11 protein-coding genes are annotated in these 13027 nt (G+C 66.8%); 7 read left to right on the forward strand and 4 right to left on the reverse strand.

Annotation, left to right across the window (positions count from 1 at the left end):
* Positions 1-34 precede the first annotated feature (34 nt).
* Positions 35-2620, forward strand: a complete 2586-nt coding sequence (gene acnB / locus ABE422_RS00965) for a bifunctional aconitate hydratase 2/2-methylisocitrate dehydratase (RefSeq protein ID WP_313212475.1) — start codon at positions 35-37, stop codon at positions 2618-2620.
* A 103-nt stretch (positions 2621-2723) separates the two neighbouring features.
* Here the strand turns inward: acnB and ABE422_RS00970 are convergent, their stop codons facing one another.
* Positions 2724-3977 (reverse strand): LysR family transcriptional regulator, encoded by a 1254-nt coding sequence (locus ABE422_RS00970; protein WP_346482268.1) that lies wholly within the window; start codon positions 3975-3977, stop codon positions 2724-2726.
* A gap of 101 nt (positions 3978-4078) precedes the next feature.
* On the opposite strand from ABE422_RS00970, the gene ABE422_RS00975 reads away from it, so the two are divergent.
* The 6 genes from ABE422_RS00975 (at position 4079) to ABE422_RS01000 (ending at position 10459) form a co-directional block, all read left to right on the forward strand.
* The gene (locus ABE422_RS00975; protein ID WP_313212473.1) at positions 4079-4750 is read left to right on the forward strand and encodes a 4-carboxy-4-hydroxy-2-oxoadipate aldolase/oxaloacetate decarboxylase; all 672 of its coding nucleotides are present in this window, start codon (positions 4079-4081) and stop codon (positions 4748-4750) included.
* A complete protein-coding gene (locus tag ABE422_RS00980; protein WP_313212472.1) occupies positions 4743-5798 on the forward strand; it encodes a 4-oxalomesaconate tautomerase in 1056 nt (351 codons plus the stop codon). Before ABE422_RS00975 ends, ABE422_RS00980 begins: the two co-directional genes overlap by 8 nt.
* Positions 5799-5840: 42 nt before the next feature.
* Positions 5841-7154: a C4-dicarboxylate transporter DctA gene (gene dctA, locus ABE422_RS00985; RefSeq protein WP_313218241.1), complete on the forward strand. Its 1314-nt coding sequence runs from the start codon at positions 5841-5843 to the stop codon at positions 7152-7154.
* Between the two features lie 76 nt (positions 7155-7230).
* A complete protein-coding gene (locus ABE422_RS00990; protein WP_313218243.1) occupies positions 7231-8526 on the forward strand; it encodes a carbohydrate porin in 1296 nt (431 codons plus the stop codon).
* 23 nt (positions 8527-8549) lie between these two features.
* The gene (locus ABE422_RS00995; RefSeq protein ID WP_313212469.1) at positions 8550-9572 is read left to right on the forward strand and encodes an amidohydrolase family protein; all 1023 of its coding nucleotides are present in this window, start codon (positions 8550-8552) and stop codon (positions 9570-9572) included.
* An 11-nt stretch (positions 9573-9583) separates the two neighbouring features.
* Positions 9584-10459, forward strand: coding sequence for an amidohydrolase family protein (locus ABE422_RS01000; protein ID WP_346482269.1), 876 nt, complete (start codon positions 9584-9586; stop codon positions 10457-10459).
* 21 nt (positions 10460-10480) lie between these two features.
* Here the strand turns inward: ABE422_RS01000 and ABE422_RS01005 are convergent, their stop codons facing one another.
* From ABE422_RS01005 to ABE422_RS01015, 3 genes are read right to left on the reverse strand one after another with little or no spacing between them, the layout of a single operon-like run.
* Positions 10481-11551, reverse strand: coding sequence for a chemotaxis response regulator protein-glutamate methylesterase (locus ABE422_RS01005; protein WP_346462221.1), 1071 nt, complete (start codon positions 11549-11551; stop codon positions 10481-10483).
* Positions 11548-12144: a chemoreceptor glutamine deamidase CheD gene (cheD, locus tag ABE422_RS01010; protein WP_313212466.1), complete on the reverse strand. Its 597-nt coding sequence runs from the start codon at positions 12142-12144 to the stop codon at positions 11548-11550. Before cheD ends, ABE422_RS01005 begins: the two co-directional genes overlap by 4 nt.
* The gene (locus ABE422_RS01015) at positions 12141-13001 is read right to left on the reverse strand and encodes a CheR family methyltransferase (RefSeq protein WP_313212465.1); all 861 of its coding nucleotides are present in this window, start codon (positions 12999-13001) and stop codon (positions 12141-12143) included. Before ABE422_RS01015 ends, cheD begins: the two co-directional genes overlap by 4 nt.
* Positions 13002-13027: the final 26 nt, after the last annotated feature.

Genomic DNA, 13027 nt, shown 5'->3' on the forward strand with positions numbered 1-13027 from the left:
CGCATTCTTTCAAAAGAATCACCCGGGAGTTGTCATGTTGGAAGCCTACCGCCACCACGTAGCCGAGCGCGCCGCGCTTGGCATCCCGCCGCTGCCGCTGAGCGCCCAGCAGACGGCCGACGTCATCGAACTGCTGAAGAACCCGCCCGCCGGCGAAGCCGAGTTCCTGCTGGACCTGCTGACCCACCGCGTGCCGGCCGGCGTCGATGACGCTGCCAAGGTCAAGGCCTCGTACCTGGCCGCGATCGCCCTGGGCAGCGAAGTCAATCCGCTGATCACGCGCGAGCGCGCCACCGAACTGCTGGGCACCATGCTCGGCGGTTACAACGTCGCCCCGCTGGTCCAGCTGCTGGACGACGCTGCCGTCGGTGCGATCGCCGCCGATGCGCTGAAAAACACCCTGCTGGTGTTCGATGCCTTCCACGACGTACAGGAAAAGGCCAAGGCCGGCAATGCCAACGCCCAGGGCGTGCTGCAGAGCTGGGCCGATGCGGAGTGGTTCACCAGCCGTCCGCAGGTGCCCGAAAGCCTGACCATCACCGTGCTCAAGGTGACCGGCGAAACCAACACCGATGACCTGTCGCCGGCCCCGGATGCCACCACCCGCCCGGACATCCCGCTGCACGCCCTGGCGATGCTGAAGAACAAGCGTGATGGCATCGAGCCGGAAGAAGACGGCAAGCGCGGCCCGGTCACGTTCATCGAATCGCTGAAGGACAAGGGTCACCTGGTCGCCTACGTGGGCGACGTGGTCGGCACCGGTTCCAGCCGCAAGTCGGCCACCAACTCGGTGCTGTGGTTCACCGGTGAAGATATTCCGTTCATCCCGAACAAGCGCTTCGGTGGCGTGTGCCTGGGTTCGAAGATCGCCCCGATCTTCTACAACACCATGGAAGACGCCGGCGCGCTGCCGATCGAACTCGACGTGTCGCAGATGAACATGGGCGATGTGATCGAGCTGCGTCCGTACGACGGCAAGGCCCTGAAGGACGGCGCGGTCATTGCCGAGTTCAAGGTCAAGTCCGATGTGCTGTTCGACGAAGTGCGCGCCGGTGGCCGCATTCCGCTGATCATCGGCCGCGGCCTGACCGCCAAGGCGCGTGAAGCGCTGGGCCTGGCCCCGACCGATCTGTTCCGCCTGCCGATGGACCCGCCGGATACCGGCAAGGGCTTCTCGCTGGCGCAGAAGATGGTCGGCCGCGCCTGTGGCCTGCCGGAAGGCCAGGGCATGCGCCCGGGCACCTACTGCGAACCGAAGATGACCTCGGTGGGCTCGCAGGACACCACCGGTCCGATGACCCGTGACGAACTGAAGGACCTGGCCTGCCTGGGCTTCTCGGCCGACCTGGTGATGCAGTCGTTCTGCCACACCGCCGCGTACCCGAAGCCGGTGGACGTCAAGACCCACCACACCCTGCCGGAGTTCATCTCCACCCGTGGCGGCATCTCGCTGCGCCCGGGCGACGGCGTGATCCACAGCTGGCTCAACCGCATGCTGCTGCCCGACACCGTCGGCACCGGTGGCGATTCGCACACCCGTTTCCCGGTGGGCATTTCGTTCCCGGCCGGCTCGGGCCTGGTCGCCTTTGCGGCGGCGACCGGCGTGATGCCGCTGGACATGCCCGAATCGGTGCTGGTGCGCTTCAAGGGCACGATGCAGCCGGGCGTGACCCTGCGTGACCTGGTCAACGCGATCCCGCTGTACGCGATCAAGTCCGGTCTGCTGACCGTGGCCAAGGCCGGCAAGAAGAACATCTTCTCCGGTCGCATCCTCGAGATCGAAGGTCTGCCGGAGCTGAAGGTCGAACAGGCGTTCGAACTGTCCGATGCCTCGGCCGAACGTTCGGCCGCCGGTTGCTCGGTGCACCTGAACAAGGAGCCGATCATCGAGTACCTCACCAGCAACATCACGCTGCTGAAGTGGATGATCGCCGAGGGTTACCAGGACGCCCGTTCGCTGGCGCGGCGCATCGAGAAGATGGAGGCCTGGCTGGCCAACCCGGAGCTGCTGGCCCCGGATGCCGACGCAGAGTACGCCGCCGTCATCGAGATCGACCTGGCCGACATCCACGAGCCGATCGTGGCCTGCCCGAACGATCCGGATGACGTCAAGACGCTGTCGGATGTGGCCGGCGCGGCCATCGATGAAGTCTTCATCGGTTCGTGCATGACCAACATCGGTCACTTCCGTGCGGCGGCCAAGCTGCTGGAAGGCAAGCGCGACATCCCGACCAAGCTGTGGGTGGCCCCGCCCACCAAGATGGATGCCTCGGAGCTGACCAAGGAAGGCCATTACGGCACCTTCGGCACCGCCGGCGCACGCATGGAAATGCCGGGCTGCTCGCTGTGCATGGGCAACCAGGCACAGGTGCGTGAGGGTGCGACGGTGTTCTCGACCTCGACCCGCAACTTCCCGAACCGTCTGGGCCGCAACTCCAACGTGTACCTGGGGTCGGCCGAGTTGGCCGCGATCTGTTCGCGTCTGGGTCGCATCCCGACCAAGGAAGAGTACATGGCCGACATCGGCGTGCTGGATGCCAGCAGCAAGGACATCTACCGCTACATGAACTTCGACCAGATCGAGGATTATCAGGAAGTCGCCGGTACGGTGGCTGCCTGATCCGGTGCCGGGCGCTGCCCGGCCTCGGTAGCCATCGACCGTGGGTCGATGGATGAACACAAGAACCCCCGGTGAACGCCGGGGGTTTTTTCATGCGCGACGCTCAGGGTGTCGGAAACCGGAATGGCCAGGCCTCGTCGCCTGCATCGTTGCGTTCGGTACAGACCTGCCGGAACGTCTCCACGAACGCCTGCTGCAGCCGGGTAGGGTGCCAGTCAGCGCGGGTGGTCAGGCCGATACGGCGGCGCAGGTCATCGCCGGCCCGGCCGATCTCGCAGAGCAGGCCGGCCCGACGTTCGAACACGAACTGATCGCGCGACATCAGCGTGAGCCAGTCGTCTTCGAGCAGCAGGCCGCGGGTGATCAACACCGAACCACACTCGATGCGCAGCCGCGGGGGTTCGTGGCCATGCTGGCGGAACATCCGCTCCCAGCGCGCCCGGACGGGGGCCCCCGTCGCGGCGATCACCCAGGGGTAGTCGAGCAGCTGTGGAAAGTGGATCCCTTGGGTGGCAGCCAGTGGATGTCCGCTGCGCGCGACAATGACCGGGTCGTCGTCGAACAGTCCTTCCTGCGCGATGTCGCGTACCGGCAGCTTGTCGCGCATCGCGCCGATCAACAGGTCCAGGCTGCCTTCGCGCAGGTCACCGAGCAGCTCGGCGTAGGGGCCTTCGATCACGTTCACCGTCGCCCCCGGATGCGCGCGCGCAAAGCGGGCAAGCACCTGGGGCAACAGGATGGCCCGGGCCAACGGCATGACGCCGAGCGCGACCCGGCCGCCCTGTTGCGAGCGGAGTGAGGCAAGTTCATCGACGCCGGCGCTCAGCTCGGACAGCGCCAGGCGGACCAGACGGAGCATGCGTGTGGCCGCGGGAGTCGGCTGCACGGTTTTCCCGCGGCGCACCATCAACGGTGTCTCAATCACCTCGGCGAGCTCGTGCACCGCGCGATAGATGGCCGGTTGGGACACGCCCGCGCGGCTCGCCGCGAGCGTGAAGCTGCCGGCGGTATCCACTGCGGCCAAGGCGCGCAGCTGGCCCAAGGTGACCCGCCGCTCCACAGCGGGCATCGCCGGCAGGCGCTGGGCCCGGCGGGCCCCGCGGACACCGTGCGCGATGTAGGCAAGCGCGCGTTCGATCCGCGGCACCAGCAGCCCGGCCGCCTCGGTCGGCGACATGCCGCCGGGCTGGCGATCGAACAGCGGCGCGTCCAACTGTTTCTCCAGCCGCGCGATGGCCTGCGTCAACGCCGGCTGGGACAGATTCACGTGCGGTGCGGCCGCGCTGATGCCGCCGTGGTGGTAGACCGCGGCGAGGGCATGCAGATGCTTGAGGTTCAGGTCCAGAGATGTGCTCATGGATCAACTATAACCAAACCCAATGGCTGTTTCGAAAAACGATCTTGAGGGGTTGGGCGGCGCAAGGACAGACTGCGCCATCGTCAACGAAGGATGGATGGATGTCCCGGGTAGTCTCTTCTATCGAACGCGCCGATGCGGCGGTGATCCAGGTGCTTGCGCAGGCCGGTGTTGCCACCGCGCATGAAGCGCAGGGCCGCAGCGGTCTGCTGCATCCGCGGCTGCGCCCGATCTATGGCGGTGGGCGCATCGCCGGTAGCGCGATCACCGTGTCGGTGCCGCCGGGCGACAACTGGATGATGCACGTGGCCATCGAGCAGCTCCGCGAGGGCGACGTGCTGGTGGTGGCGCCGACCAGCGACTGCACCGACGGCTACTTCGGCGATCTGCTGGCGACCTCGGCCCAGGTGCGTGGCTGCCGCGGGCTGGTGATCGATGCCGGCGTACGCGACGTGCGTGACCTCACCGCGATGGGCTTCCCGGTCTGGAGCCGCGCGATCCACGCGCAGGGCACGGTCAAGGAAACGCTGGGGTCGGTCAATGTGCCGGTGGTCTGTGGCGGGGCACTGGTCCGGCCGGGCGATGTGGTGATCGCCGACGACGACGGGGTCTGCATCGTGCCGCGTGCGGATGCGGCGCATGTGGCCCGCGAGGCACAGGCCCGCGAGGCCCGTGAAGCGGACAAGCGCGAACGGTTGGCCAAGGGCGAGCTGGGCCTGGACATCTACCAGATGCGCGAGCGCCTGGCGGCCAAGGGCCTGCGCTATGAGTAAGGCCGTGCGCGCTATGTGGATGCGCGGCGGCACCTCCAAGGGCGGGTTCTTTCTCGCTTCGGAGCTGCCGGCCGAGCCGGCCACGCGCGATGCCTTCCTGCTACGTGCGTTCGGCTCACCCGATCCGCGCCAGATCGATGGCATGGGCGGCGCTGATCCGCTGACCTCCAAGGTGGCGGTCGTGGCGCCCTCCCGCCATGCGGATGCCGACGTGGACTATCTGTTCCTGCAGGTGTTCGTGGACCAGGCCGTGGTCAGCGATGCGCAGAACTGCGGCAACATGCTGGCCGCCGTCGGCCCGTTCGCCATCGAGCGTGGATTAGTTGCAGCCACGGGCGAGCAGACCGACGTACGCATCTTCATGTGCAACACCGGCACGCTCGCCTCGGCGACCGTGCAGACGCCGCAGGGCACGGTGGCGTATGACGGCCAGGCACGCATCGACGGCGTGCCCGGCAGCGCCGCCCCGGTTCCATTGGCGTTCGCCGACATCGCCGGCTCCAGCTGTGGCGCGCTGCTGCCGACCGGTCATGCTGTGGATGTCATTGACGGGGTGGAGACCACCCTGATCGACAACGGCATGCCGTGCGTCGTGCTGCGCGCCTCCGATGTGGGCATCACCGGCCATGAGGACCGCGCCACGCTGGACGCCGATGAGGCGCTCAAGGCCACGTTGGAGGCGATCCGCCTGCAGGCCGGCCCGTTGATGCGGTTGGGTGATGTCAGTGCCCAGTCCGTCCCCAAGATGATGCTGGTGGCGGCGCCTCGCGCAGGCGGGGCGATCAGCGTCCGTTCGTTCATTCCGCATCGCTGCCACGCCTCCATCGGGGTGCTTGGGGCAGTGACGGTCGCCACGGCCTGTCTGCTGCCCGATTCCCCCGCGCATGCCCTCGCGGCGCTGCCCGGCGGCCCGCATCAGACGCTGGAGATCGAGCACCCCAGTGGAAGCACCGCTGCCGTGCTGGATCTGGACGCGGCCGGGCAGGTGACCCGCGCCGCGGTACTGCGCACCGCGCGAAAGCTCTTCGACGGCGTGCTGTTCGACTGAATACGCACGACGTCCTTATTCTTGTGACCTGGGAGGGTTGATATGACCGTTGTAGAGAAGCGGCCGAGCCGCTTCGGCATTGTGGGCCAGCTCTGGTTCCAGGTGCTGGCAGGTACCGTGATCGGCGTGCTGTTGGGGTGGCTGCAGCCGGACATCGGCTCGGCGATGAAGCCCTTCGGCGACGCGTTCATCAAGCTGATCCGGATGATGATCGGTCCGATCATCTTCGTCACGGTGGTGCATGGCATCGCCGGCATGCGCGACATGCGCAGCGTGGGCCGCCTGGCCCTGAAATCGCTGATCTACTTCGAAGTCATCACGATCCTGGCGCTGATCGTGGGCCTGGTGGTGGTGGATGTCTGGAAGCCGGGCGCGGGGATGAACATCGACCCGGCCACCATCGACATGGCCAGCATCCAGGGCTACGTGCACAGCGCGCATGACCAGTCGATCGTGTCCTACATCATGGCGATCATCCCCAACACGCTGGTGAGCGCCTTCACCGAAGCGCACGTGCTGCAGGTGCTCTTCGTGGCGGTGCTGTTCGGTGTGGCGCTGGCCTCGATCGGCGAGCGTGGCGCGCCGGTGATGAAGGTGATCGAGTCCACCTCGGGCGCGCTGTTCAAGATCATCGGCTACATCATGTACTTCGCCCCGATCGGCGCCTTCGGTGCAATCGCCTTCACCGTTGGCCAGTTCGGTGCGGGCTCGCTGCTGTCGCTGGGCGAGCTGATCATCGAGTTCTTCGTGGTCTGCGGGCTGTTCACCGTGCTGGTGCTGGGCAGCGTGTGCTGGTGGACCGGTGCCAGCTTGTGGCGGCTGCTGGGCTACCTGCGCGATGAGATCGTCATCGTCGCGGCGACCACCTCCACCGAAACCGTCCTGCCGCGCCTGATCGAAAAAATGAAGAAGCTGGGCTGCGAAGAAGGTGTGGTGGGTTTCGTGATCCCGGCCGGCTACTCGTTCAATCTCGACGGCACCTGCCTGTACCTGACCACCGTCGCGCTGTTCCTGGCCCAGGCGACCAACACCGAGCTGACCGTCTGGCACCAGCTGGGCCTGATCGCGGTGCTGCTGCTGACCTCCAAGGGAGCGGCCGGTGTGGCCGGCGCGGCATTCGTGGTGCTGGCGGCGACGCTGGGTACCACCGGCACGATTCCGGTGGCGAGCATCGCGTTGATCCTGGGCATCCACCGGATCCTGGCAGAGGGCCTGACCTTCGTGAACCTGATCGGCAATGCGATCGCGGTGCTGGTCATCGCCAAGTGGGAAGGCAAGCTCGACGAGAAGGTGCTGGCCGAGCAGATCGGCACTCGGCGGCTGAGACGCCGCGTGCTGACTGCCGCCACCGTCTGATCCTGCCGCCGCGGCGCTGCCGCGGCCTCCCGACATCCATCCGTTGCGCGGCTGCGGCCGCGCACAGGAGGCGCTTGTGTCCCGTTTTCCCCGCAATACCCTTTGCCTGCTGGTGGCTGCCAGCCTGGCGGCGCCGGCGTTCGCCGCGTCCGCTTCACCCAAGGGCAGTCTGCCCGATGGCGTCGATCTCACGTTGGACCTGGTCGGCAACGTCGCCTCCAATCCGGTCGGTGGTGTCGAGCAGGGCACCGAAGGCTCGTACTGGGTGATGGCCCAGTCCAGGTTTGATCTGGACACGCTGTGGGGTATCCACAACACCGACGTCGATGCGCAGTGGGCCTGGTTCGCCGGCCGCAACCTGGCGCGCGAGAAAATCGGCAATTCGATCAGTGCCCAGCAGACCTGGCGGCCGGTGGCCGGCGGGCGCCTGACCCGGCTGACCCTGCGCCACCGCTTCGACAACGGCCTGAGCATCATTGCCGGTCGTGCCCCGGTGAACAGCTACTTCAACAGCTCCGCGCTCAACTGCGTGTTCATGAGCAACGCGATGTGCCTGACCCCGTATGGGGCGATCACCGATCTGGGCATCACTGCCTACCCGAACGCGTCCTGGGCCGGGATCGTGCGCTACGACGTGAATGACCGCTGGTATGCGCAGGCCGGTGCCTTCGACTACAACAACGCCTTGAACAAGGCCGGCAAGAACGGCCTGGACTTCTCGGTGGGCGAGGGTACCGGGACCATCACCGCGTATGAAGTCGGCTACCAGACCAGCTTCGCCAATGACCGTCTGCCGCGGACCTTCCGGCTGGGCATGTACCGCAACAGCGATGGTGGCAAGAGCTCCTACTACGATGCCAACGGCACCTCCGCAGCGCTGACCGGCAGGCCGACCGCGGTGCAGGACGGTGCGCGGTCGGGCGGGTATGCCATGGCCGATCAGACGGTCTGGCGGGGTACAGGCAAGCGCAACCTCGCGCTGTTTGCGCGCGCGTACGTGAACACGGGCAACGAAGCGCCGGTCGACACCTTCGTCTCGGCCGGCTTCGTCAAGACCGGCACCTTCGCCGGCCGCGAGCAGGACACGTTGGCGATGTTTGTCTCCAACACCCACTTCAGTGACGAACAGATCGACTTCCTGCGCGACCGGCGTACCCGCAATGGCGGCAACGGTGCGCCGCATGCGGACGAGATCATCGCCGAGCTCAGCTATGGCTGGGCCGTGCACAAGGGCATCCGCCTGATGCCCAACCTGCAGTACGTCATCAACCCCGATCCCCTCTACGCGCCTACCCGTACCACCGACATTCCCGATGCGCTGATTGTCGGGCTGCGCATGGACATCCACTTCGCCCAGCTGTTCGGCTGGTGATTGATCCCCCACGAGGCCCCTGCATGATCATCGATTGCCACGGTCATTACACGACCGCCCCCGCCAGCCACGACGCCTTCCGCAAACAGCAGATCGCGCATTACCACGACCCCTCGCTGCCGGCGCCGGTCTACCCGGAGATCAGCGATGCGGAGTTGCGCGAGAGCGTGGAGGCCAACCAGTTGCGCCTGCTGCGCGAGCGTGGTGCCGACATGACCATCTTCTCCCCGCGTGCCAGCACCATGGCCCATCACATCGGCGACGAACGGGTCAGCGCGGAATGGACACGCCGCTGCAACGACCTGATCGCCCGCGTGGTGGCGCTGTATCCGGAGACCTTCATCGGCGTGTGCCAGCTGCCGCAGTCGCCGGGCGTGCCGATCGCCCATTCGATCGCCGAGCTGGAGCGCTGCGTCAACGAGCTCGGCTTCGTGGGCTGCAACCTCAACCCGGACCCGTCCGGCGGCCACTGGACCGGCCTGCCGCTCACCGACAAGGCCTGGTATCCGTTCTTCGAGAAGATGGTGGAACTGGACGTTCCGGCGATGGTGCATGTCTCGGGCAGCTGCAACGCCAACTTCCATGCCACCGGCGCGCACTACCTCAACGCCGATACCACCGCGTTCATGCAGTTCCTGCAGGGCGATCTGTTCCGTGACTTCCCTGCGTTGCGTTTCATCATTCCGCACGGCGGCGGTGCGGTTCCCTATCACTGGGGGCGTTTCCGTGGCCTGGCCGACATGCTGGGCAAGCCGCCGCTGAACGAGCACGTCATGAAGAACGTGTTCTTCGATACGTGCGTCTATCATCAACCGGGCATTGATCTTCTTTTCAAGGTCATCGACATCGACAACATCCTGTTCGGTTCGGAAATGGTCGGCGCGGTCCGCGGCATCGATCCGGAAACGGGGCAGTTCTTCGACGACACGCTGCGGTATGTGAACGCGCTGGGCCTGTCCGAGAGCGATCGCCGCAAGGTGTGCGAAGGCAACGCGCGGCGGGTCTATCCGCGTCTGGATGCGCAGCTGAAGGCGAGGGGCCTGTGATGAGTGATTTCGTGAAAGACGCCGATTGGCTGGATTTCTGCCCCGCACCGAGCGTGCCGCGCTTCGTGCCGCCCATGGGCGCCGTGGACGCGCATTGCCATGTCTTCGGGCCGGGCGACCGCTTCCCCTACGCACCCGAGCGCAAGTACACCCCATGCGACGCCGGCAAGGAACAGCTGTTCGCGTTGCGTGACCTGCTGGGATTCGAGCGCAGCGTGATCGTCCAGGCCACCTGCCATGGCGCCGACAACAGCGCCCTGGTCGATGCCCTGCGCAGTGCGGGCGGCCGCGCCCGTGGCGTGGCGACCGTGCGTGACAGCGTGACCGATGCTGAACTGCGTGAGCTGCACGCGGCGGGCGTGCGCGGGGTCCGCTTCAATTTCGTGAAGCGGCTGGTCGATCCCAAGCCGGATGCGTACTACCGCGCGATCATCGAGCGCATTGCGCCGCTGGGCTGGCACGTGGTGGTCTACTTCGAGGCGGCCGATCTGGCCGAGCGCTGGGACTTTTTCACCTCACTGCCGACCACCGTGGTGGTGGACCACATGGGTCGACCGGACGTGACCCAGCCCGTGGAAGGTCCGGCGTTCCAGCAGTTCGTGCGGCTGATGGATGAGCACGCCAATGTGTGGAGCAAGGTCAGCTGCCCGGAGCGCCTCTCGCGCAGTGGGCCGCCGCATTACGACGACGTGGTGCCGTTCGCGCGCCACCTGGTGGAGAGATTCCCGGACCGGGTCTTGTGGGGGACGGACTGGCCGCACCCCAATCTGACCTCGCACATGCCCGACGACGGTACGCTGGTGGACGTCATTCCGCGTATCGCAGTGACCGCGGATCTGCAGCGCAGGCTGCTGGCGGACAACCCGATGCGGCTGTACTGGGCGTAGGTGTCGACCGGCCCGCCGCCGCTAGCTGCGGGCCAACGCCATCAACCGCTCCGCAATCCGCTCCAGCGGCACCATTTCCTCGGCCGCGCCGATCCTCACCGCGCTGCCCGGCATGCCCCAGACCACGCTGGTGGCTTCATCCTGCACCAGGGTCGGGGCACCGGCGTTGCGAAGATCCAGCAAGCCGCGCGCACCATCGTCGCCCATACCGGTCAGGATCGCGCCGATGGCATTGGCGCCCGCGCTTTCGGCCACCGAGCGGAACAGCACGTCCACCGCCGGCTTGTGCCGGTTGATCGGTGGACCGTCGTCGATCCGGCACCGCCAGCGCGCACCGTCCCGGATCACGCGCAGGTGCTTGCCACCGGGCGGCAGGTAGGCATGGCCGGGCAGGACCGCTTCGCCGTCGGTGGCTTCGCGCACCGACATTGCCGAATGGCGGTCCAGGCGCTCGGCGAACGGGGTGCTGAACTGCGCCGGCAGGTGCTGGGTCATCACCACGGCCGGGGCATCGGCCGGCAGGCCTTCGAGCACCACGCGCAGGGCTTCGGTGCCCCCGGCGGAGGCGCCGATGGCGATCAGGCGGTCGGTGGTGCGGAACTGGATGGAGCGCGGTGTCGCCACCGGCGCCACGGCACCGAGGGTGATCCGCGGGGGATTGGGCCGGGACAGCGGGCGCACGCGCGAGCGCGCGGCCATCTTGACCTTGGCGATGATCTCGTCGGCGTAGCCCTGCAGGCCACGGGCGACATCCAGCTTCGGCTTGGAGACAAAGTCCACCGCGCCCAGCGCCAGCGCCTGCAGGGTGGTGTCGGCACCGCGCTCGGTGAGCGAGGAGATCATCACCACCGGCAGCGGATGCAGGCGCATCAGGTTTTCCAGGAAGGCCAGGCCATCCATCCGTGGCATTTCCACGTCCAGCGTGATCACGTCCGGCGCCAGGCGCTTGATCTTCTCGCGCGCCAGCAGGGGATCGGCAGCGGTGCCGACGACCTCGATGCCGGGATCGCTGGCGAGGATCTCGCTCAGCATCTGGCGGACGACCGCCGAGTCGTCGACGATCAGGACTTTGCAGGGCACACCGTGGGTCATTCGAACAGCTCCACGCCACCGGTGACCGGGGCCTTGGACAGGCGGGCGCGCACGGCCGATTCGGTCGCGGCCACTTCAGCTTCATGGGCGTGCGGCAGGCGCTGCACCACCACGCGGCCGGTATCGGCGAAGAACCACACCTTGCGTGGATGGATGCCGCACAGGTCCTCGGCGATGATCGGAATGTGCTCGGCCTGCAGGTACTGGCGCACGAACTCGGCGTTGCGGGTGCCAACCGGGTTGCTGGTGAAGCCCTTGAGCACGTTGGCCCCGCCGAACACCTTGGCCTCCAGCCGCTTGCGGTGCGCGCCGCGCTTGAGCAGATCGTTGATCAGCAGTTCCATCGCGTAGCTGCCGTAGCGCGCGGGCGCGCCATCACCGACGTTGCCTTCGGGCAGCAGGAAATGGTTCATGCCACCGATCTTGAGCACCGGATCGCGCAGGCAGGCGGCCACGCAGGAGCCCAGCGTGGTGGTCAGTGCGGTGTTGTCATCCACGGCGAGGTACTGGGTCGGCAGCAGCTTGGCGGCGGTCACCTGGAAGCGGCTGTCGAAATAGCGCATCACCTCGTCGTTACGGATCGGCACACTCATACCGGTGCTCCCGGCGCGCGCTTGTACAGCGTGCGGCCGCAGGGTTGGATCAGGTCGGCGGCGTGCAGGTAGTTCTCCGAGTGGCCGGTATAGAGCAGGCCGTCATCGCCCATGTGCTGGATGAGACGCGAGAGGATCCCGCGCTGGGTCGGTTTGTCGAAATAGATCATCACGTTGCGGCAGAACAGGGCATCGAACGGGCCACCGACGTCGTAACGGCTGGCGAGCAGGTTGAGCGGACGGTAGTCGATGAGGTCACGCAGGGCTGGATTGACCCGGCAATGCCCTTCGTTGGGGCCGGTACCGCGCTGGAAGTAGCGCTTGCGGATCGCCGGATCCAGTCCGGCGACCCGGTCGATCGCGTACACGCCGCGGCTGGCGGTGGCCAGCACCTGGGTGTCCACGTCGGTCGCCAGGATGCGCACCGGCGGTTTGAGCGTGCCGAAGGTCTCGCAGGCCGTGATCGCCATCGAGTAGGGTTCTTCGCCGGTCGAGGCCGCGCACGACCACAGCTGCAGCGTGCCATGGCCGGCGCGAAGGCGCAGTTCCTCGGCGAGCTTCTCGAAGTGGTGCGGTTCGCGGAAGAACGCGGTGAGGTTGGTGGTCAGGGCGTTGGTGAACGCCTGCCATTCGTCACCGCCGTGGGCTTCGAGCTGGTCCAGGTAGTCGCTGAAGCTGCGCATGCCGAGCGCACGCAGCCGCCGCGACAGCCGTCCATAGACCATGTCGCGCTTGGCCGGGGCCAGCGAGATGCCGACGCGCTGGTAGATCAGCTCGCAGACGCGGCGGAAGTCACGGTCGGCGAACTCGAATTCGCGAGCGTTCGGTGAAGCGGCGTTGGCTGGGGGCGTGGACACGGGCGGACTCGCAGGGGAAGGGGGCG

Origin of the sequence: Stenotrophomonas sp. TWI1151 (assembly GCF_039673135.1) — a bacterium.
Lineage (GTDB): Bacteria > Pseudomonadota > Gammaproteobacteria > Xanthomonadales > Xanthomonadaceae > Stenotrophomonas.